This is a genomic window from Pedobacter sp. ASV1-7, assembly GCF_040203335.1.
Taxonomy (GTDB): Bacteria; Bacteroidota; Bacteroidia; order Sphingobacteriales; family Sphingobacteriaceae; genus Pedobacter.
The window spans coordinates 104,791-125,257 of the sequence record NZ_JBEHBV010000012.1 but is presented as its reverse complement, the minus strand read 5'-3'; the positions used below and the strand labels follow the sequence as shown (position 1 = coordinate 125,257).

Genomic DNA, 20,467 nt, shown 5'->3' with positions numbered 1-20,467 from the left:
AATGTTGCTAATAATGGGCTGCCGCTTTTAAAATATGAATTGAAATGATTAAACACATATTCTTCGATTTAGATCACACCATTTGGGATTTCGACCGAAATGCAGAAGAAACACTTAAAGAGCTCTATCAATTGTATGAATTGGAGAAATTAGGTCTCCAGTCCTGCAAAGACTTTATTGATACCTATACAACAAATAACCATCAGCTTTGGGCCGAGTATCACGTGGGACGTATTACTAAAGAACAACTAAGGTCTGAACGCTTTCATAAAACATTTAGACAGCTTGGAATAAAACCTGATAAAATTCCCATGCAGTTTGAAGAGGACTATGTTCGTATCAGCCCTACAAAAACCAACCTCTTCCTAGGTTCGGAGAGGGTATTGGGATATCTTTATGAGAAGTACACATTACACATTATTTCTAATGGTTTTAAAGAAACGACTTTGACCAAAATGGATGTTTCTGGCCTTAATCCTTATTTCAGAAATGTAATTATTTCTGAAGATGTGGGTGTCAACAAACCACATAAGGCTATATTTGAATATGCATTAAATAAAGCTGAGGCAGAAAAACACGAGTGTATAATGATTGGTGACAGTCTGGAAGCTGACATTCGTGGTGCACAGGATTTTGGAATGAAAGCCATTTATTTTAATCCACTTAACAAAGAAAAACCAAGTGATGTGGAATGGCAAATAAATGATCTTGAAGAGTTACTTCTTCATTTTTAATATCTTTAACAAAAACAAGTCGATGGATAAAGTTACGGGCACCGTAAATGAATCATATAATAACTTTTACAAAGGGAATAGCCTTGACTGGCGTATGTTATGTGCTAAAACCAAAGCGCAAAATCTGGTAGAAGTTTGCAAAGGCAAAAATTTTGAAAAAGTTTTAGAGGTTGGAGCGGGTGATGGCAGCATTCTCTATTATTTAAACGAATGGAATTTTAGTCCGGAACTCTATGCCTTAGAAATTTCTAGTAGTGGTGTCGAACAGATTAAAAATAGAAATCTTAAGAATCTTAAAGAAGTACAAACTTTTGATGGTTATAAAATTCCTTATCCTGATAACAGTTTTGATCTGATCATTCTTGCGCATGTGCTAGAGCATGTGGAGCATGAACGTATGCTAATCAGGGAATTAAAGCGGGTTGCCAAACATATTGTTATAGAGGTTCCTTTAGATTATAGATTTGGAGTAGACAAGCGAATTAAACATTTCCTTGCTTATGGACATATCAATATGTATACACCAACGTTAATCAGATATCTATTGGATTCGGAAGGGTTGGAAATTAAATCTGACAAAGCTTCACTTATCCCGACAGAGACAACAAAATATAATGAGTTTGTTAATAAAAAGAAAAAAAGAAGTCTGGTTATTACCTTGAAAATAGAAATTGAATTCTTTATAAAGAAATTATTAGGTAGACTTTTGGGGAAAAATCAAAAGGAAAAATTTGCCAATGCATATACTGTTCTAACAGAAAAATCCAACAAAAAGCTAGAGATCTTTTAAGTGGATATTAGAAATTAATCGTTCGTTTTACGATGACGAACAAAGTACTGTACCAGATTGGCCGCTATTACTATATGGTTAATTAGGTTTGGGAGCAGTCCATAATACTTTGTAAAGATCTTAAATCTCTCTTTCAAACTATCCATATGCTTTTTCTTTGAAATACCTCCCACCAGATATTTTGCTACGTAAGCATGTGTATTTACAATACTTGAAGCCTTTTTAGCAACACGGATGATCCAATCGATATCAGCACTATATTTATATTGAAGATCAAATGGCTCGGCAATACTTCTTTTGACGTATATCGCCTGGTGACTAATGCTCATTCCATATCTGAAGCTTCTCCAATTAAACACTGGAGGAGCTTGATGTCTTCTTTGTCCAAGGCTTACCCAATATTCATCAAACATCTCTGTCTCACCATAGTAAATATCTGCAGAGGCAGCTGTTTCAAATACCTCGGCAACTGTTTCTGGACCATAAATCTCATCTCCAGAGTTCATAAACAGCACATAATCACCAGTTGCTAATGACAGCCCTTTGTTCATAGCATCATAAATCCCTTTATCAGGTTCAGAAATAAACTGTGCAAGTCTAGCTTTATAATTGTAGATAATATCCTTTGTCCCGTCTGTAGAAGCTCCGTCAATTATGACATATTCTATATTGGGATAAGTTTGATTTAAGACCGAAAGTATTGTACGTTCAATATCCTTCACATTATTATAAACGATAGTGATTACACTTAACTTTGGTTGCATGGACTTAAAATTACTATTTTGGTTGTAAATCAATAAGAGATTGATACAATAATAGGTGTTTTTCTGCAATAACAACTTCAGAGAATTGATTTAATATCGTTCTTCTTGCCTCCTTCTGAATATCAGGAGCATTTTCGTCATGATATAACCATTCAATCCCTGTAGCCAGATCTTCAGATGATTTATAGTCTGCCAGATAGCCATTCTCCAGGTGTTTTACCATATCCGGAATTCCTCCGGTTTTAAAAGCTACTACAGGTGTTGCACAAGCCAGACTCTCCATCACTGTATTAGGTAAATTATCTTCAAGTGAAGGTGCTATAAAAACATCTGCAGCTGAATAGCATTTTGCTAAGTGATCATCATTATTTATACTGCCCAGAAAAGTTGTTTTAAATGGAAACACCGGCATCTCACCATTTGGTTTGTTACCAAATATCACTAATTCTATATTTTCTTTAATAATACCTGGTCTTGTCGCCAAATCACTTAATGCATCAATCAGGTAAGATGTACCTTTATGTTTATCATTTTTTGAAGGCATAAAGCCGCTCATCATTACAAACTTATCGGGATTAATCTTTAACATTTTCTTAGCTTCAGCTTTTACATAAGGCTTAAATACATTTGTTTCAATGGTATTCGGAATTACCACAACCTCCCTGAAGCCCATTAAACTACTCAATTTTACTGAATTAGCCATCCAGTTGCTGGGTGCCACAATGTGACAATTTAACTCAGAATATGCCTTTTTCTTACGTAACCAGTTTTTATGTGAGAAGTCTTCTTTGCCACTAAATCTAAGAAGTGGACAGAAGCCACATTCTTTATGATAATTTTCACAATCATACCTTACATGGCAACCTCCGGTAAAGGCGTTACTATCATGAAATGTCCAGACAATTGGTTTTTCCAATTCATCCAATTGCGCAAGAAACCTAGGAGAAAGAAAACCATGGTTTATCCAATGAAGGTGAATAATATCAGCCTCTTTTACAGCTGGGTGGTCAATTACAGAACGTCCAAACCACTGTATGGAAAATGGAGTCTTTACTGCCTTTGTTACCACTTTGGATAAATATCGCTCGGCCATAATATTAAAAATCGCCCTGGCTTTCTGAAAAATATTTTTACTAAAAGTACCCGTTTTTGTACTTTCTTTGAACTGGAAATAAACCATCACCTTAGAGGATACGTCTATCATATTAAGCGCATCACTTAACCTTAAACAAGCCCTTCCGGCACCGCCATTCCCTTCATATGTATTCAGATGTATAACCTTCAATCCTTACCTCCTTTTATACGCTATGTGCGCTTCATTTTCATTTTTGTTAGCACATGGTTCAAATAACGCAAACCACGTTGAAGATAGGTTCCTTTGCGGTGTTTTAAAAAATGTCGCACCAACAGGTAACCCGGTTTATATTCTTGCAGTTGATCAGGAAATTCTGTAATCCTGAAATTGTTTATCGATCCCTTGTAAATGGTACTAACACCCGAATGAACACCGGAACCATCGTGACCTATATTTTCTATTAATGACAGAGCTGGATTTAAAGAAAGTCCTTTATTCAGAAACACAGATGCATACCACCTGATGGCCCATGAATTATTTCTTCCCTGCTTAAACTCCATCATATGCTTCCAGAAATTCATCCCTCCTTCCAGCTCAAACTGATGTTTCATCTGATCATCAAAACTGGCTATAATTTTATCAATATCTGGCTCAAAGTTTTTCCAAGCCCTATCCCATGTAGCCCAAGCCTGGCTACTGGCTATTCTCAGGAAAAAAGTTTCCGGTAAGCTTTGATGAGGAATTGGATACATATAAGCGGTTACATGCATCACCTCATTCTGATCCTGATACTTGTTTAGCGCATCATTAAAATATTGGATGGTATAGGGCGAAGTTAGCACATCATCTTCCAGCACTATTGCTCTTCCATATTCCTTACATAACCTGCTCACTCCATCAATTACAGAGTTAGCGAGTCCAAAATTATGAGGCCTTTCAATGAGTTCGACAGACTTAAAACCCGTAATGGTTTTTGCTAATTCTCTTACTGCCCTTACATTTTCTTCTTGTCCACTAGCTGCTCCATCAGAAAAGATGAACAGTCTGGATTCCTCAGCCAGACGATTCTTTTGAAGAAAATTAAGTGTCCTGCGTGTATGTTCCGGACGGTTATAAACGAATAGGGCAATAGGTGCAAAATTTTGCATTCGCAATGGATTAAATAATTATACTATGAACGCTGATAAGGTAATGAAATTACACTTCAAATCTAACTATATTTTTCTGGATTTACTTTTCCTAAACTACCAGTTAATCCGTCATGAATTGCTTTTAAAAACTTACGATAATTATCCTGTTTAGCTGTTAGTTTACTAATAAACCATTGTCCAGACAAAAACAGCCATTTGTTAAATCCATATACCAGGCGATTACTTACATTTACCTGATCATAAAAATAAACACTATTACGAATCTGGTAATAGGTACGAAAACTCCACAGGTCCAGGTATATTGATCTCCAGAAATGTCGCTTATAAGTTATCCCGTATGATTTATCAATATCTGTAATTGTACTGCCAGGAATAAGCCAAATTTGTCCACCTTTTCTCGTGATCCGGTAAGTATATTCTGAATCATCTGCATATACAAAAAAATCCGCTTCAGGATATCCAATCAAATCAATTATCTGCTTATGAAAAAACATTCCACCATAAGGGGCATAAGGAAGCTTTGCATTTTTCTTAATCTGACTGCGCTGGAACAACCGATCGCGTAATTTATAATATTGATTAAGTGGGGTTTTAAATAGATTAAAGCCCATGAAACTATTGGCTACCATATAAAAACGCATTGCATCTTCACCCTGAGAGATCATTACATGTTGCTTCCTGTCTGGCCGGAGAGAAAAAAGTGCCTTCTGCTGATCATCTCCAGGAACATTATCCCATTCAATAGTAAGTTTATCAAGCGCATCGGGAGCCGGCATGTTGTCATCATCAAGCAGCCAGACAAAACTAGCTGAGGTTTTTGTCATGAAGTACTCCAATCCCACCTTGTAACCACCGGCTGAGCCTTGATTTTCTTCGTTTGTAATGACCGTAATACGCTCATCCTGTAATGAATTACAGTTTTGTGTTACACTATATGCCGAAGCATTATCAACTACAATAATATCTGTTACATTTTTAAGCGTTGTTACCCGCTTTAATACCTGCTCTAAAAATCGCCATCTATTACTATAGGTCACAATTAATACACAAATATTATATGTTATCTTTGCCATCTTATTATTGCAAGTTTACAACATAAACGCACATATTACAATACTATAAACGATCTTTATTACGGATGGGCATTATTCAGCAGCAAACATTAAAAGGAACATTCTACTCGTATCTAGGTGTGTTAATTGGTTTTTTTGCAGCTTACCTCATACAGCCCCACGTACTAAGCCCCGAACAAGTTGGACTAATTGGATTACTCACTACATTTTCCATTTTATTTGCTCAAATATCTGTACTTGGATTTAATGCTACAGCCAGAATTTTTCCTTATTTCCGCAATCCCCAAAACCACGATAACGGCTACCTGGGGTTAGCATTCCTTATTTCTATTTCCGGCTTTGTACTGTTTTGTATTGCTGCATACTTCTTAAAAGATCAGATTGTACAAGATAAGAATGGTCAAGGCAACTTATTTGCCACATATTACTGGCAACTCATTCCTTTAACTTTCTTTACCATGGTCTTCAACATTCTTGAGCTTTATTCAAGGATGCAGTACGACACAACAATAGGTAAAGTTCTAAAAGAATTCACTAACCGTTTATTAGTACTGGGCGCTTTGTTATTATTGTTGATTAAATCTGTGAGCTTTGAAACCTTTATGTGGATTTGGCTAATTGTCAATATTATCCCAACAGGAATGATAGCTTATCGCTTACATAAACGGAATCAATTGTCTTTCCGCCTGAACCTTGGGTTTATTGACAAATCACTTAAAAGACAAATCATTCATTTGTGCTTTTTTGGAATCCTAACCGGCACAGCACCATTTGTCATTCAAAATATTGACAGGTATATGATTAATGAAGAATTTGGTTTAACAAGCACAGGAGTTTATACGTTAGCTTTCACCATTGGGTCAATTATCAGTTTACCTGCACGTTCATTATACAGTATTTCATATACAGTTATTGCCGAGGCATGGAAAAATGAAAACACACAAGAAATCAAGTCTATTTATAAGAAAAGCTGTATTAATCAACTGATTGCTACTTTGTTCTTATTTTTATTGATCTGGGCTAATATCCATAATATCTACTATATATTACCTGCCGCATACGACTCGGGGCAATATGTAATCTTTTTTATTGGCATAGGCTATTTGATAGAAGCATCCACAGGAGTAAATGGTGTGATCGTTGCTACATCTAAATTTTATAAATACGAGTCTTACTTCAGCCTTGCCATGATAGCTGTGACGATTATAGCCAATCTAATTCTTATTCCACGCTATGGAATAACAGGAGCGGCCATTGCTTCTGCCGTTACTTTACTCATTTTTAATTTATCGAGATATTTATTTATTCTATTCGTTTTTAAAATGCAGGCATTTACTTACAAAACTCCTTTAACGATAATTACAGGTATTGCGGTTTATCTGTTCGTAAATGCAATACCAGCCCTCTCCAACTTTATAGTAGACGGTGTACTTCGTACAGGATTAATCACACTATTATTTTGTGGGACAGCTTATTACTTAAGCTTATCGGAAGACATTAATAATTTAATAGAAAGCCTGATTAACAAACATTTAAAAAGAAACAAATAAACTAACCCAAATTTCCTTTATCATTGGTTATGAACTTATTCTCAGGCCTTCCAAAGAGTCTGCCTTTAACTTTCATCCATATCGTTTCCTTTTTTAATTCAGGAGGAGTATATGGCGCATTTACTTTATTGCCCTTTCTAATATGAAAAGCATTGGGACGTTTTAACTTCTCAAAAACAACAACACTATCAAAGAAAGTAATACAATTGATATGATCTGTAATATCGTTTAAAATTAACCGATCTTGTTTAAGAATATGATCTCTGTACAGTGAATCAATCAGGTTTTTTGAATATTCAATAAATGTACTTTTCTTTTTATACCCCCCATGAAATTCGTACCAGTAAGACGTGTGTGTATCTTCTACCATATATACCCCACCCTCTTTTACTTTCAGGTACAGCATTTCAAATGAAACCTTTTGCTGAATCATCGTATGTCCACCATCATCAAGAATAATATCGAGATCAGGCAATTGATCAATAACTTTTTTAAGAAATGCCGGATCACTTTGTGATCCTATAAAAACTTTAGTATGTTCGTCTTCAAATTGTTGGCATTCAGGATTGATATCGATAGCATAGATATTCACGTCATCACCAAAATACTTCTTCCACATTTGTAATGACCCCCCATGAGAGATCCCTATTTCAAGTATATTCAGTGTCTTACCTTTATATTTCGAGAAATATCTTTCATAAATTTCGAAGTAATGATCCCATTTATGAATTAAACGTCCTTCATGTTGATAAAAAATATTTCTCAGCGTACTAACTTCCATTCTCTTTTTTTTGATCTTCAAATGTATCAAAAGTTTGCAAAAAATGGATTAATATCTTTAGGATAATACAGTGAGCCCAAAACATCCTATTCTTCTTTTAAAAACCTGATTAAAAACAAAAGCTGCCCCATAATTGGAGCAGCTTTTTATCTTTTATTATCAATAAATTAAGCGAATTTTTTAGCGTTTATTTTACGCTCGTTTTCTGTTAAATAGATCTTACGTAGACGCATACTTACAGGCGTAACTTCTATGTACTCATCAGCTTGAATATATTCCATTGCCTCCTCTAATGAGAATTTAATAGCTGGAGCAATACGTGTATTATCATCTGTACCAGAAGCACGCATGTTGGTTAATGCTTTACCTTTAACAATGTTAATTACCAAGTCATTATCGCGGATATGCTCACCAAGGATCTGGCCTTCGTAAATGTCAACTCCAGGATCAACAAAGAAACGACCACGATCTTGTAATTTATCAATTGAGTAAGCCGTTGTTGTACCTTTATCCATAGATACTAACACCCCATTTAGCCTACCTGGAATAGTTCCTTTCCAAGGCTCATAAGCTTTGAAACGATGCGCCATGATAGCTTCTCCAGCAGTAGCTGTTAAAATGTTATTTCTTAGACCAATGATACCGCGTGATGGAATCTCAAATTCTAAGTGTTGTAAATCACCTTTAGGCTCCATAACTAACAACTCGCCTTTACGTTGAGTAACTAATTCAATAACCTTACCAGCAACTTCACCAGGAACATCCACAATTAAAGTCTCAATTGGCTCACATTTCTTACCGTCAATTTCTTTAACGATAACCTGTGGCTGTCCAACCTGAATTTCATATCCTTCACGACGCATAGTCTCGATCAATACTGATAAATGGAGAATACCTCTTCCATATACTAAATAAGCATCAGGAGATTCAGTCTCAACCACTTTAAGAGCTAAGTTTTTCTCCATTTCCTTATATAAACGCTCTCTTATTCTTTGTGAAGTCACAAACTTGCCTTCTTTACCAAAAAACGGAGAATTGTTAATCGTGAACAACATGTTCATGGTAGGCTCATCAATTTTGATTACTGGTAATTGTTCTGGATTTTCAAAATCGGCAATAGTATCACCAATTTCAAACCCTTCAATACCTACAACTGCACAGATATCACCAGATTTCACCTCGGCAGTACGAATTTTACCTAACCCTTCAAAAGTATAAAGCTCTTTTACTCTTGACTTTACCATCTTTCCATCACGCTTAATTAACGTAACAGGTTGGTTTTCTTTAATGCTACCTCGATGTACACGTCCTATGGCAATACGACCTACGAAAGATGAATAATCTAAAGAGGTAATCTGCATTTGTAATGCACCATCATTTGTTGGAGCAGGAGGGATATGTGAAACTACTGTATCTAATAAAGTAAAGAAATCTGTTGTAGGCGTTTTCCAGTCAGTACTCATCCAACCTTGCTTTGATGAACCATAAATCACCGGGAAATCCAACTGTTCTTCAGTAGCTTCGAGGTTAAAGAACAATTCGAAAATCTGCTCATAAACTTCTTCCGGACGGCAGTTTTCTTTATCAACTTTATTTACAACTACGATTGGTTTTAGTCCCAATGCTAAAGCTTTTTGAGTAACAAAGCGAGTTTGAGGCATTGCACCTTCAAATGCATCACATAGTAACAACACGCCATCAGCCATTTTCAATACACGCTCAACCTCACCACCAAAATCGGCGTGACCAGGAGTATCAATAATGTTGATCTTTACATCTTTATACTGTACGGAAACGTTTTTAGATACGATGGTAATCCCTCGCTCACGTTCCAGATCATTGTTGTCAAGTATTAAATCTCCCGACTGTTCATTATCACGAAAGATTGAACATGAATGTAAGATCTTATCAACCAGTGTAGTTTTACCGTGGTCAACGTGGGCTATGATAGCTATATTTCTGATTTTTTGCATAAAATGCGTATGATTTTTGCCGCAAAGATACAGTTTATGATCGACATATCAAGCAATTAGCTATGACCGATGCAGAAAAAACTTACAAAAAAAAGATAGATTTATACCTGAGGCTTCCGTCCAAACGCCCAAATTAGAAATGGGAACATCGCTTTTCCCCAAGTCTGAATATCATGTTTACCGCCGACCATTTCGTAATAAGCAATGTCTTCAGGACGTTTGTAGCCCTTTATAAGTAATTCCTTTATCACATCAATAGAATCATCAATAGAATCTATAATAAAGTTCTTATTACGATCTGCCTTCTCATCTTCGGTACCTGTCATTAGCCAGAACTTTAGGTCAGGTTTAGCTGCTGTATTCCTTATGCACTGATGCAATATTCGATCTTCATCAGTATAACCATCTTTTAAATCTTTTTTGCGCCACCAGAAAGCCCCGGAAAACACACCAACAGCATCAAAATAATTATCATTATTCCAGGCAATATCAAAAGCAGTTAGTCCGCCTAAAGAAAAACCCGCAAAAACCCTTTTACCATTAATAGGAAAATCAACCTCTCCTTGTATAAAAGGCAATAACTCCTTAATAATAAAATCTGTATAAACTGAAGCCTTAGTCCCACGTCCTAAATAGTCTGGATTCCCGGCTACACCATACTCCTGTAAACGATCTACAGAAGCCTTAATTGCCACAACAACAAGTGGCTCTATTTTATAGGTCTGATAAAGATTATTCAATGTCTCTTGCAAACACAGCCCATCAGTATCCTGTCCGTCGTTAAGCAACAATAGGTTTAAGGTTTCATTCCCCATCAACCCTTCTGGAATAAAAAATTCTAATTCAACATCCCTTTTCAGATGAACAGATTTAAAAATACACTCAGTTTTTACAACTTCTGGAAGTAACATGGCGCCACTATACATAATCCAACAAATCCCCTTTCTCAAAAAATAATCGAACAAAGGTAAGATTCTCAGCATGACAATAGTTAGCCATAGCTTTATTTTTACATTTCATCCAAAATCTTAGAATAAAAGCATTGAATACTTGCTGTTTAACAAATTGTTTTTCTAACTTAAAGCATCTAACTATTAAGTTATGGAGGAAGCATATAAAAAATGGTATAGTCACAACCTGAATGCTGATTTTGAGCTCCTCACTTTTGGACATAGTGGTTATCCGATTCTGTTGTTCCCTACCAGCATGGGTCGGTACTATGAAAACAAAGATTTTAAAATGATCGACTCTATAAGTTGGTTCATTAAGGAGGGTAAAGTCAAGGTCTATTGCGTAGACAGTATCGATAAGATAAGCTGGTATAACATGAACGTTCATCCCGCGGAAAGAGTAAAGAATCATATTTACTATGATAAATTGATTCTTGAAGAAGTCTCAACTCTTGCACGACAAGAGACAGGTTATACTAAAATCATTACTGCAGGCTCCAGTTTTGGAGGCTATCATGCTGCAAACTTTGCATTTCGCCACCCTTGGCTTGTAAGTCATATGTTTAGTATGAGTGGTGCCTTCGACATAAGAGGACAGCTTGAAGGTTTTTACAATGAAGATGTTTATTTTAACAACCCTGTTGATTTTATTCCAAACGACAACAATCCAGATTTATGGCAGATGAAAATTGTACTGGGAACCTCGGACAGAGATATCTGCAGAACAGATAACGAGCGTCTGTCACAAACTTTAAATGAGAAAGGAATTAATCATTGGCTTGATGTAAGACAAAATGCTGATCACGATTGGCCAATATGGCGACAAATGTTGCCTGATTACCTTGCTCAATTACCATAAAGAATCAAAACTAATCCACTAAAGAATATTATACATCTATTATATATCTATGAAGAAAATTGGAATCTTATTTGGCAAGGAAAGATCTTTTCCTGAAGCTTTTGTGAAACGTGTAAATGAAATTGATGGTAATGATTTTAAAGCTGAAGCCGTTAGCATTGACAAGATATTTCAGGCGGAACCTCTAGATTATGCGGTGATTATTGATCGCATCTCACAGGGAGTTCCATTTTATCGGGCAGCTATGAAAAATGCTGCAATTAGCGGGACAGCGGTAATCAACAATCCATTTTGGTGGAGTGCTGACGAAAAATTCTTTAACAATGCCCTGGCTGAAAAATTAGGAATACCTGTACCGAAAACAGCTCTACTTCCTTCTTACGAGCAACCTGAAGACACCTCTGATGAGTCTTTTAGTAACCTTGCATTTCCACTAGATTGGGAGGGTATATTTAATTACATCGGTTTCCCTGCATATATGAAACCTTTTGATGGCGGTGGCTGGAAAGATGTATATAAGCTCAATGACAAAGAAGACTTTTTCGACAAGCACAGTCAAACCAAACAAACAGTGATGATGCTACAAGAGGAAATCATTTTTGATGAGTATTTCAGATGCTATTGCATTGGCGGCAAACATGTTCATATTATGCAATATGAACCACGTAATCCTTTTCACTTAAGATATGTTGTAGATACACCACCATCCAGTCAAAAACTACTACAAACTATCCACGATTATGTTATAAAGCTAAATCAATATCTAGGTTACGATTTCAACACAGTTGAGTTTGCAGTACGTGATGGGATTCCATATGCTATTGATTTCTGCAATCCGGCTCCAGATGCTGATATAGCAAGCGTAGGAAAAGAGAATTTTGACTGGGTAGTAGAGAACAGTGCAAAGTATGCAATTGAAAGGGCAAAAGCACATAATGAAGGCCTGGACAACCTGACCTGGGGCGAGTATATCAAAACTTCAGCAGCAGGCTTACCTCTGATTGAAAAAAGTATCGCTAAGAACTAAACGCCAGAACTATTTAAACAACAAAAAATAACGCTAATCAATCAGAGGGAAAAACATGATGAACGAATTTACACTCGGCATAGAGGAAGAATATATGATTATAGACCCTGTAACAAGGGAACTAACATCTCATGATCAAAAAATAGTTGAGGCTGCTCAAAAAATCCATAAAGACCAGGTAAAAGCCGAAATGCATCAGGCTGTCGTGGAAGTCGGGACTGGCATCTGCAGAAATACAGAGCAGGCACGTGAAGAAATCTCTCAACTCAGATACACCGTTTCGCAGTTGGCCGGAGCACAAGGTTTACGTATCGGAGCCGCAGGCACTCACCCCTTTTCTCATTGGGAAAAGCAACTTATTACTGAACACCCTCGTTACAACGAAATTGTGAATGAGCTGCAAGAGGCAGCTCGCTCAAACCTGATTTTTGGATTGCATGTACACGTTGGCTTCCAGTCGAGAGAACTTGCGATTCACATTGCCAATCAAGTTAGATATTTCTTACCTCATGTATTTGCACTTTCAACCAACTCCCCTTTCTGGGAAAGTAGAAATACAGGATATAAATCATTCAGAACAAAAATATTCGACAAATTCCCTCGTACAGGAATTCCAGATATTTTTAACAGCATTGAGGACTATGACAACTATGTAAAGCTATTGATTAAAACCAACTGTATCGACAATGCTAAAAAAATATGGTGGGACATAAGGGTACATCCCTTTTTTGAAACCATAGAATTCAGGATCTGCGACTGCCCTATGCTGATCGACGAAACCATGGCATTCACGGCTTTGTTTCAAGCATTATGCGCTAAACTGTATAAACTACGTCTACAAAACCTAAACTTCATTAGCTATTCAAGAGCTCTGATCAACGAAAACAAATGGAGAGCAGCACGCTATGGCATAGACGGGAGCCTAATCGATTTTGGCAAGGAAATGGAGGTTAACTGTCGCAACTTGGTATTAGAGCTTCTTGACTTTGTAGATGATGTTGTTGATGAATTAGGCTGCAGAAATGAGATCAATTATGTATTAAAAATATTGGAACACGGCACTGGAGCAGACAGACAATTGGCTGTTTACGAACAATTTGGTAACTTTGAATCCGTTGTTGACTACATTACAACACAAACACTAATTGGGGCTAAATAGCTAACATGACTGATAGAAGAAAGATAAAGGTTGCCATTATTGATATGAACAATGGCGCTACAAACCAGGGGATGCGCGGAATACAGGAAGTCTTGTTACGCTATCAGAAGAGCTACGAAATTACGTTATCCATTAACATATTTGATTTAAGACAAAAAGGAGAAATACCAGGCTTAGAATACGACATATATATATCAAGTGGCGGCCCTGGCAGTCCTTACGAAGGAAAGGGGCTCAAATGGGAAAATGATTTCTTTAACCTGCTTGACCTCATTGAATCCTTTAATCTTAAGAATGAGCACAAGAAAAAGCATGCTTTCTTAATCTGTCATTCATTTCAAATGGCCTGTAGAAAGTTCGGTATTGGCCAGGTCGTAAAAAGACGTTCAACTGCCTTCGGCATATTCCCTATCTTTTTGACTGAAGAGGGGGAAAATGACACCATATTTAATGGATTGAACAATCCATTTTACACTGTAGACAGTCGCGATTGGCAAGTAACAAATCCTGATGACCAACCCTTTTCCAATAAAAGCGCTAAAGTTTTAGCCCTCGAGAAAGATAGGCCACATGTAAACCTGGAACGTTGCGTAATGTCTGTCCGCTTTACAAAAGAAATTGTAGGCACCCAGTTTCACCCTGAAGCAGATCCTATAGGCATGAAGTCATACCTTTTACAGGAAGACAAAAAGAGAGCTATTATTGAAAGTCATGGTGAAGAAAAATATCATGATATGTTAAATAGCCTTGATAATCCTAACAGAATTGCATTAACACAACAGATCGTATTACCTAACTTTTTAAACGAGGCGATAAACACCTTACAAGAAGCATCATATGATTGATCGTTACAGGAATATCTTTAACAGCTATTTTTCAGAAGAGAAATACATAAAGTTTTTATTTGCTATTGAAAGGGGATTAACTAAAATTCCATTTAGAGTAGCTGAAACACCTGTTTTTATTCCAAAAGAGCTTAAAGAACAGTTAATTGCTGCTGGACAGGAAATAATAGAAATCATTAAACAGCCTGATTTTAAAACACTTACAAACAAATCCATTCCCAAACAATGGAATGTCCCAAATGAAAATGACCATCCCCACTTTCTCACTTTTGACTTCGGAATTTGCAAAGATGATCAAGGAAAAGTAATACCAAAATTAATAGAGATGCAGGGCTTTCCATCTCTATATGGATTTCAGCCACATTTATCAAAAAACTATAAAGATAGCTATGAACTCCCAAGCACTTTAACTCCATATTTTGAAGGATTAAATGAAGAGAGCTACATTGCCTTGCTTAAGCGAGTTATCCTTGGAAACCACCAGCCATACGAGGTTGCATTAATGGACACTGATGCTTTAAATCAGAAAACCGCGATTGACTTCTTAATAACCCATCAATTTTTAGGGATTAAAATATTAAGTCTAACAGACATTATTAAAGAAGGCAAAAATCTATTTTACCTGGAGGGTGACAACAAAATACAATTAAAACGCATTTACAATCGGCTTATTTTTGATGAAATTGCTGATCAGACAGATATCTTTAATAATAGTTTCGACCCAAGGGAAGTTCTAAACATAGAGTGGGTTACACACCCCAATTGGTTTTATAGAATAAGCAAATACACCATGCCATTCCTGAAAAGCAATTTTGTCCCAGAAACACACTTTCTCAATAATTTAAGCGAAATCCCAACTGATTTGGAAAATTACGTATTAAAACCATTATTTTCATTTGCTGGCATGGGCGTAATTATAGATGTAAATAAAGAGGATATACAACTTATTAATGACCCTGAGAATTGGATATTACAAAAAAAGGTAAATTACGAACCTGTGGTACAAGCACCTGATGGAGGAGTAAAAGTAGAAATCCGCCTAATGTATCTATGGCCAGACAATGCTGAACCAACACTTTGTATAAATCTTGCGCGATTAAGTAGAGGAAAGATGATTGGAGTTAGATACAACCAGGATTTTGATTGGGTTGGAGGTACAGTTGGGCTAATGGAAAGCTAAATTGACATTCAACAGACCCCAATTGACCAAGGGCTTATTATTTTTGTATTATGGACATTCAAAGCATATTAGTGATCTTGTTATTTGTTGCTGCCATATTTTATGTTGGCCGTATCATATATCGCTCTACCTTTCCTAAAAGTGGAAGCTGTGCCTCAGGCTGTGGTAAATGTGGAGTGGACTTTTCGAATATCAAACCTGATAAAAAATAGATTTTATCTATAACCATATGCTGGAACAATTCAAAGCCTACTTACAAGACAAGGTTGCCATTACAGACGAACAGTTTAACCTCATTTCCGATAAGTTAAAAGTGAAGCGCTTTGAAAAGAATGAAATCATCCTGATGAAAGGAGAAGTTTCAGCACATGGATATTTTGTAGTAGATGGCCTATTACGCAGTTATTCTATTGATAGCAAAGGGAAAACGCACATTATACAGTTTGCCCCAGAGCAATGGTGGTTATCTGATCGTAATGGCATGCTTTTCAATGAGGCTTCAGAATTCTTTATCGACGCAATTGAGCATACGGAAGCCATAGTAATTCCAAAAGATTATATTAATGAATCTGCCAAAGTTGTCCCTTGTATGCACGATTTAAATCATACAATTCTTAATAATTCTATCCGGTTTATGCAAAAACGCATTAACATGTTATTAAGTGCAACTGCAGAAGAGCGCTATCTGAATTTCATAAAACTTTATCCAAATCTAACTTTAAGAGTGCCCCAATGGATGATTGCCTCTTATTTGGGCATTACTCCTGAATCTTTAAGTCGAGTACGCAAAGATCTGGCTCACAAACACTTCAGATCTTAACTTTTTCTTATCATACATCAATGCCTGGCTAAACATAAGCTCCTAACTTTGTGTTATTAATTATTAACTAAATAAAATAAAACATAAAACTATGGCAACTACGAACTGGGCATTAGATCCTACACACAGCGAACTTCAATTTAAAGTAAAACACCTGATGATTACCACTGTAACTGGTAGTTTGAATGTTTTAACAGCGTCATTAACTTCCGAGTCGGATGATTTTGAAAATGCACATGTAAAATTTGAAGCAGATACGGCATCTATAGATACAGGAAATAATGACCGTGACAATCACTTGAAAAGTGGCGATTTCTTTAATGCTGATGAATTCCCTAAGGTTTCTTTTGAGTCTACATCTTTAACTAAAGACGGTAGTGATTATACCTTAAAAGGAGATTTAACCATTAAAGGTGTAACAAAACCTGTAAAATTAGCAGTAGAATTTGGTGGTATCGCTACAGATCCATGGGGAAATACTAAAGCTGGTTTTACAATTAGCGGAAAAATCAATAGAACTGACTTCGGTTTAACTTGGAATGCAGCTTTAGAAACTGGTGGTGTAATGGTAAGTGAAGAAGTTAAGATTTTAGGTGAATTACAATTTGTAAAACAAGCTTAATTTAAAGACAACAAGCATCCAGGTCATAAAACAAGAAAGGAGACAAATTGGAAGCGAAAATTAAACAGGTATCGGCCGTATTAAGCGCGCCGGCACCTCATATGGTTGGGGATGGATTTAGGGTTCATAATTTCTTCCCAAAAGGATATAAAATTAAGATGAGCCCTTTTTTTATGCTTGATTACAATTCTAAAATTGTATTCTCTGCCCGGAATGAACCTCGTGGTGTCGACGTACATCCACACAGGGGGTTTGAAACAGTAACCATTGCTTATCATGGAGCAGTAGCGCATCATGATAGTGCAGGAAACAGTGGTGTAATTTATCCCGGCGATGTACAATGGATGACAGCCGCCAGTGGAATATTACATAAGGAGTATCACGAAGCTGAATTCAGTAAAAAGGGTGGTGATTTTCAAATGGTACAACTATGGGTCAATTTACCTGCAAAAGATAAAATGGGTCGCCCAAAATATCAGGGCATCAGATATGATGATATTGCTAAACATGATTTAGCTGATAATGCGGGCACTATTGAGGTGATAGCTGGGACATATGAGGGCACCAAGGGTTCGGCAAGCACCTTCACCCCTCTTAGCGTGTATAATGCCAGGCTAAACATTGACGGCAAAGCAAAATTTAGCTTCCCGGAAAACTATAATACTGGCTTTGTAATTATCGAAGGAAGTATTAAAATTAATGGCAATGAAGTTGCTAATACTGATAAGTTTGTTTATTTCAAAAATGAGGGAACTGACATTGAAATTGAAGCCCTCGAAAACTGTATAGTACTTGTACTTAGTGGTGAACCTATTAATGAGCCTATTGCGCAATATGGTCCTTTCCTAATGAATAAACCAGAGGAAATCAAACAAGCACTTACTGATTATAATGAAGGCAAGTTCGGATATTTAGAGTAAAAGAGGAGAGGAAAACAACCATTCTCTTCTAAGTCTGGCATCTTTTTCTGAAGGGAAAAAGTGCCTAGGCCTTCTCTGAGAAGGTAATTTTCCTTTTCAAGCAAGCTAAGTGCAGAAACAATGTGTAGTACCGCTCAATTCCTTGCAAAGGTTATAAGTATAGTGGTGACCTCTATAAGCTTTCAATACAGATTGAGCACCAGCATATTCAAACCACATTAGTAAAACTAAGGATATCAAATAGATAATAAACAAATTAAGCAAGTGCAAAAACTATGCACCCTACTTTCTAAGCTCAACGCTTGACAGAAAAATCACCTTCTCTGAAGAGCATTGGAACTTTTTCCCTTAAGAAAAAGATTCCCGCAATAAAGAGAACGGTTATTTTTCTCTATTAATTTAGGTTTTCTGAATTAAGCAAACAGCATATGCTACTACCCCTTCTTCTCTGCCAATGAACCCCATTTGTTCATTTGTAGTCGCTTTAATAGAAATATCATCGATAGAAATACCTGCAGCCTCAGCAATGTTTTTCTGCATTGCTGGAATATGTGGGTTAATTTTAGGTGCTTCCAGACAAAGAGCGGCATCAATATTTCCTATTTCATATCCTTTTTCCTTTAGCAATTTAACACTTTCCTGTAACAGAATCAGACTACTGATCCCTTTCCAACGATCGTCTGTATTTTGAAAATGATAACCAATATCTCTTAAGTTGGCAGCCCCCAGTAATGCATCACATATTGCATGTAAAAGCACATCAGCATCGGAATGTCCAAAAGCCCCTCTATGATGTCCCAGATTAACTCCTCCAATAATAAATGGATGATTGTCTTTTAATTGATGAACATCAAACCCAAATCCTACTTTAATTTTCATTTTATCTTATTTGTTTTAACTCAAAATAACACATCAATCGGAATTTCTCTTCCTAAATCTTGTAGAACTCAACTATAGCTGTGTCTTTCCAAAATTAAAAAGTAGCGAAAACCTAAGTGTATTAGCTAAGGGACTATCTTGTGCATTCGCAAGTAAATAGGCAATATCAATATTAAAAATATTATACTTCAACCCAGCCCCTAGGGTAAAATAACGTCTATTTCCCTTTTGGGGACTTTCATAAAAATAACCTGCTCTAAATGCAAACTGCTGATCATACCAATATTCCATCCCAGCGGCAATACTTATTTCTTTCATCTCCTCTTTAAACCCTCCTGGTGCATCGCTAAATGAACCAAATATACCAGCAGGAACTGACCTGTCTGGATCCTTTCCTGCAATTATTTTTCCATCGATATCATAGATCGGCTGAGTAGGAACCATTAATTTATTAAAATCAAGCGCAAAAGTGAATTGACTAACATCATCTATAAAGAATGTAGATGCTCCCCCGATTTTCAGATTTGTGGGCAGGAAAGAAGCATTGCCACGCTCAGAATAGCTTATTTTTGTACCAATATTTGACATATTAAGTCCAGCAGAAAGAATAGCGTCACTACCTAAAAAAATAGTAGGCTTTTTAAAATAGGCTGATACATCTACTGCTACAGCCGTTCCAGCTTTAGTTTGTTGTCCAGAAGAAAACTGTCCGGAAGTAAGATTTGAATAGATATACCTTAATGACGTCCCTAAAGAAAAAGACTCACTCATTTGTCGTGCATAAGTAACATCAAAGGCCAATTCATTAGGACTATAAACACCCAAATCTTGTTGATTAACGTCTGTAAGCTGAATCTCTCCTAGATTAAAGTATCGTAACGAAGCCCCAAGAGCGGTTTTCTCATCTAGTTTATAGAATCCACTCAAATAGCTCAGACTCACATCGGGTACCAGATTCTTTAACCATGGGCTATATGAAACTGAAAAACCATATTTACTATCCAAAAAAGCAAGCTTTGATGGGTTAATACCCATTGCATTCCCATCTGGCTGCACAGCTACACCAACCTCTCCCATCCCTCCCATTCTGGCGTCAGGTGAGATAAGTAAAAATGGAACCGCAATAATTATATTATTACGCTCACTACCATTTGTCAGGGTACCTGATTCCACAACCTGGCCATACAATCCTTTAGAAACTGTAACCAGAAAAAATATGCTTAAAGAAGTTTTTACAAAACACCCTAAATTCATCCCTGTAGGTAATTTAACAATTATTGAACGCAAGTTAACATAGTGTTTATTAATTTCAAAG

At 36.5% G+C, this 20,467-nt stretch carries 21 protein-coding genes; 12 read left to right on the top strand and 9 right to left on the bottom strand.

Annotation, left to right across the window (positions count from 1 at the left end):
- Positions 1 to 44 precede the first annotated feature (44 nt).
- Entirely contained in the window at positions 45 to 734 is a 690-nt protein-coding gene (locus ABDJ41_RS22200) for a YjjG family noncanonical pyrimidine nucleotidase (RefSeq protein ID WP_349788346.1), read from the top strand.
- 22 nt (positions 735 to 756) lie between these two features.
- Positions 757 to 1,524, top strand: coding sequence for a class I SAM-dependent methyltransferase (locus tag ABDJ41_RS22195; RefSeq protein WP_349788344.1), 768 nt, complete (start codon positions 757 to 759; stop codon positions 1,522 to 1,524).
- Between the two features lie 14 nt (positions 1,525 to 1,538).
- On the opposite strand, the gene ABDJ41_RS22190 is transcribed toward ABDJ41_RS22195, so the two are convergent.
- The 4 genes from ABDJ41_RS22190 to ABDJ41_RS22175 form a co-directional block, all read right to left on the bottom strand.
- Entirely contained in the window at positions 1,539 to 2,288 is a 750-nt protein-coding gene (locus ABDJ41_RS22190) for a glycosyltransferase family 2 protein (protein WP_349788342.1), read from the bottom strand.
- A 13-nt stretch (positions 2,289 to 2,301) separates the two neighbouring features.
- A complete protein-coding gene (locus ABDJ41_RS22185; RefSeq protein ID WP_349788341.1) occupies positions 2,302 to 3,573 on the bottom strand; it encodes a glycosyltransferase family 4 protein in 1,272 nt (423 codons plus the stop codon).
- A 20-nt stretch (positions 3,574 to 3,593) separates the two neighbouring features.
- Positions 3,594 to 4,511: a glycosyltransferase family protein gene (locus ABDJ41_RS22180; protein WP_349788340.1), complete on the bottom strand. Its 918-nt coding sequence runs from the start codon at positions 4,509 to 4,511 to the stop codon at positions 3,594 to 3,596.
- 62 nt (positions 4,512 to 4,573) lie between these two features.
- Entirely contained in the window at positions 4,574 to 5,587 is a 1,014-nt protein-coding gene (locus ABDJ41_RS22175; protein ID WP_349788339.1) for a glycosyltransferase, read from the bottom strand.
- A gap of 65 nt (positions 5,588 to 5,652) precedes the next feature.
- Between ABDJ41_RS22175 and ABDJ41_RS22170 the strand changes: the two genes are divergently transcribed.
- Positions 5,653 to 7,137 (top strand): oligosaccharide flippase family protein, encoded by a 1,485-nt coding sequence (locus tag ABDJ41_RS22170; RefSeq protein ID WP_349788338.1) that lies wholly within the window; start codon positions 5,653 to 5,655, stop codon positions 7,135 to 7,137.
- Position 7,138: 1 nt separating this feature from the next.
- On the opposite strand, the gene ABDJ41_RS22165 is transcribed toward ABDJ41_RS22170, so the two are convergent.
- The 3 genes from ABDJ41_RS22165 to ABDJ41_RS22155 form a co-directional block, all read right to left on the bottom strand.
- Positions 7,139 to 7,918 (bottom strand): class I SAM-dependent methyltransferase, encoded by a 780-nt coding sequence (locus tag ABDJ41_RS22165; protein ID WP_349788337.1) that lies wholly within the window; start codon positions 7,916 to 7,918, stop codon positions 7,139 to 7,141.
- Between the two features lie 167 nt (positions 7,919 to 8,085).
- Positions 8,086 to 9,891 carry a translational GTPase TypA gene (typA, locus tag ABDJ41_RS22160; protein WP_349788336.1) on the bottom strand — a complete coding sequence of 602 codons (1,806 nt, stop codon included), beginning with the start codon at positions 9,889 to 9,891 and terminating at the stop codon, positions 8,086 to 8,088.
- 101 nt (positions 9,892 to 9,992) lie between these two features.
- Complete coding sequence (locus ABDJ41_RS22155; protein ID WP_349788335.1) at positions 9,993 to 10,874, bottom strand: alpha/beta hydrolase; 882 nt, start codon at positions 10,872 to 10,874, stop codon at positions 9,993 to 9,995.
- A 118-nt stretch (positions 10,875 to 10,992) separates the two neighbouring features.
- Here ABDJ41_RS22155 and ABDJ41_RS22150 point away from each other — a divergent pair, with 118 nt between their 5' ends.
- The 9 genes from ABDJ41_RS22150 (at position 10,993) to ABDJ41_RS22110 (ending at position 18,273) form a co-directional block, all read left to right on the top strand.
- On the top strand, positions 10,993 to 11,700 hold the full coding sequence (locus ABDJ41_RS22150; RefSeq protein ID WP_349788334.1) for an esterase family protein: 708 nt from the start codon (positions 10,993 to 10,995) through the stop codon (positions 11,698 to 11,700).
- Between the two features lie 49 nt (positions 11,701 to 11,749).
- Positions 11,750 to 12,727 carry an ATP-grasp domain-containing protein gene (locus tag ABDJ41_RS22145; protein ID WP_349788333.1) on the top strand — a complete coding sequence of 326 codons (978 nt, stop codon included), beginning with the start codon at positions 11,750 to 11,752 and terminating at the stop codon, positions 12,725 to 12,727.
- 55 nt (positions 12,728 to 12,782) lie between these two features.
- Positions 12,783 to 13,886 (top strand): carboxylate-amine ligase, encoded by a 1,104-nt coding sequence (locus tag ABDJ41_RS22140; RefSeq protein WP_349788332.1) that lies wholly within the window; start codon positions 12,783 to 12,785, stop codon positions 13,884 to 13,886.
- A 5-nt stretch (positions 13,887 to 13,891) separates the two neighbouring features.
- Positions 13,892 to 14,731: a type 1 glutamine amidotransferase gene (locus ABDJ41_RS22135; RefSeq protein WP_349788331.1), complete on the top strand. Its 840-nt coding sequence runs from the start codon at positions 13,892 to 13,894 to the stop codon at positions 14,729 to 14,731.
- The gene (locus tag ABDJ41_RS22130; protein WP_349788330.1) at positions 14,724 to 15,911 is read left to right on the top strand and encodes a hypothetical protein; all 1,188 of its coding nucleotides are present in this window, start codon (positions 14,724 to 14,726) and stop codon (positions 15,909 to 15,911) included. Before ABDJ41_RS22135 ends, ABDJ41_RS22130 begins: the two co-directional genes overlap by 8 nt.
- A gap of 50 nt (positions 15,912 to 15,961) precedes the next feature.
- On the top strand, positions 15,962 to 16,123 hold the full coding sequence (locus ABDJ41_RS22125; RefSeq protein ID WP_349788329.1) for a FeoB-associated Cys-rich membrane protein: 162 nt from the start codon (positions 15,962 to 15,964) through the stop codon (positions 16,121 to 16,123).
- Positions 16,124 to 16,140: 17 nt separating this feature from the next.
- Positions 16,141 to 16,731 (top strand): Crp/Fnr family transcriptional regulator, encoded by a 591-nt coding sequence (locus ABDJ41_RS22120; RefSeq protein WP_349788328.1) that lies wholly within the window; start codon positions 16,141 to 16,143, stop codon positions 16,729 to 16,731.
- Positions 16,732 to 16,822: 91 nt separating this feature from the next.
- On the top strand, positions 16,823 to 17,353 hold the full coding sequence (locus ABDJ41_RS22115; protein WP_349788327.1) for a YceI family protein: 531 nt from the start codon (positions 16,823 to 16,825) through the stop codon (positions 17,351 to 17,353).
- A 47-nt stretch (positions 17,354 to 17,400) separates the two neighbouring features.
- Complete coding sequence (locus tag ABDJ41_RS22110; RefSeq protein ID WP_349788326.1) at positions 17,401 to 18,273, top strand: pirin family protein; 873 nt, start codon at positions 17,401 to 17,403, stop codon at positions 18,271 to 18,273.
- A 399-nt stretch (positions 18,274 to 18,672) separates the two neighbouring features.
- Here ABDJ41_RS22110 and ispF read toward each other — a convergent pair whose 3' ends face one another.
- Positions 18,673 to 19,152, bottom strand: coding sequence for a 2-C-methyl-D-erythritol 2,4-cyclodiphosphate synthase (gene ispF / locus ABDJ41_RS22105; RefSeq protein WP_349788325.1), 480 nt, complete (start codon positions 19,150 to 19,152; stop codon positions 18,673 to 18,675).
- Positions 19,153 to 19,224: 72 nt separating this feature from the next.
- Positions 19,225 to 20,406, bottom strand: coding sequence for a type IX secretion system outer membrane channel protein PorV (gene porV, locus ABDJ41_RS22100; RefSeq protein WP_349788324.1), 1,182 nt, complete (start codon positions 20,404 to 20,406; stop codon positions 19,225 to 19,227).
- Positions 20,407 to 20,467 lie beyond the last annotated feature (61 nt).

What these genes read in the sequence shown, in the direction of transcription:
- ABDJ41_RS22200 (WP_349788346.1), top strand. Translation starts at nt 45, where the DNA reads ATGATTAAACACATATTCTTCGATTTAGATCACACCATTTGGGATTTC.
- ABDJ41_RS22195 (WP_349788344.1), top strand. Translation starts at nt 757, where the DNA reads ATGGATAAAGTTACGGGCACCGTAAATGAATCATATAATAACTTTTAC.
- ABDJ41_RS22190 (WP_349788342.1), bottom strand. Translation starts at nt 2,288, where the DNA reads ATGCAACCAAAGTTAAGTGTAATCACTATCGTTTATAATAATGTGAAG.
- ABDJ41_RS22180 (WP_349788340.1), bottom strand. Translation starts at nt 4,511, where the DNA reads ATGCAAAATTTTGCACCTATTGCCCTATTCGTTTATAACCGTCCGGAA.
- ABDJ41_RS22175 (WP_349788339.1), bottom strand. Translation starts at nt 5,587, where the DNA reads ATGGCAAAGATAACATATAATATTTGTGTATTAATTGTGACCTATAGT.
- ABDJ41_RS22170 (WP_349788338.1), top strand. Translation starts at nt 5,653, where the DNA reads ATGGGCATTATTCAGCAGCAAACATTAAAAGGAACATTCTACTCGTAT.
- ABDJ41_RS22165 (WP_349788337.1), bottom strand. Translation starts at nt 7,918, where the DNA reads ATGGAAGTTAGTACGCTGAGAAATATTTTTTATCAACATGAAGGACGT.
- typA (WP_349788336.1), bottom strand. Translation starts at nt 9,891, where the DNA reads ATGCAAAAAATCAGAAATATAGCTATCATAGCCCACGTTGACCACGGT.
- ABDJ41_RS22155 (WP_349788335.1), bottom strand. Translation starts at nt 10,874, where the DNA reads ATGCTGAGAATCTTACCTTTGTTCGATTATTTTTTGAGAAAGGGGATT.
- ABDJ41_RS22150 (WP_349788334.1), top strand. Translation starts at nt 10,993, where the DNA reads ATGGAGGAAGCATATAAAAAATGGTATAGTCACAACCTGAATGCTGAT.
- ABDJ41_RS22145 (WP_349788333.1), top strand. Translation starts at nt 11,750, where the DNA reads ATGAAGAAAATTGGAATCTTATTTGGCAAGGAAAGATCTTTTCCTGAA.
- ABDJ41_RS22140 (WP_349788332.1), top strand. Translation starts at nt 12,783, where the DNA reads ATGATGAACGAATTTACACTCGGCATAGAGGAAGAATATATGATTATA.
- ABDJ41_RS22135 (WP_349788331.1), top strand. Translation starts at nt 13,892, where the DNA reads ATGACTGATAGAAGAAAGATAAAGGTTGCCATTATTGATATGAACAAT.
- ABDJ41_RS22130 (WP_349788330.1), top strand. Translation starts at nt 14,724, where the DNA reads ATGATTGATCGTTACAGGAATATCTTTAACAGCTATTTTTCAGAAGAG.
- ABDJ41_RS22125 (WP_349788329.1), top strand. Translation starts at nt 15,962, where the DNA reads ATGGACATTCAAAGCATATTAGTGATCTTGTTATTTGTTGCTGCCATA.
- ABDJ41_RS22120 (WP_349788328.1), top strand. Translation starts at nt 16,141, where the DNA reads ATGCTGGAACAATTCAAAGCCTACTTACAAGACAAGGTTGCCATTACA.
- ABDJ41_RS22115 (WP_349788327.1), top strand. Translation starts at nt 16,823, where the DNA reads ATGGCAACTACGAACTGGGCATTAGATCCTACACACAGCGAACTTCAA.
- ispF (WP_349788325.1), bottom strand. Translation starts at nt 19,152, where the DNA reads ATGAAAATTAAAGTAGGATTTGGGTTTGATGTTCATCAATTAAAAGAC.
- porV (WP_349788324.1), bottom strand. Translation starts at nt 20,406, where the DNA reads ATGAATTTAGGGTGTTTTGTAAAAACTTCTTTAAGCATATTTTTTCTG.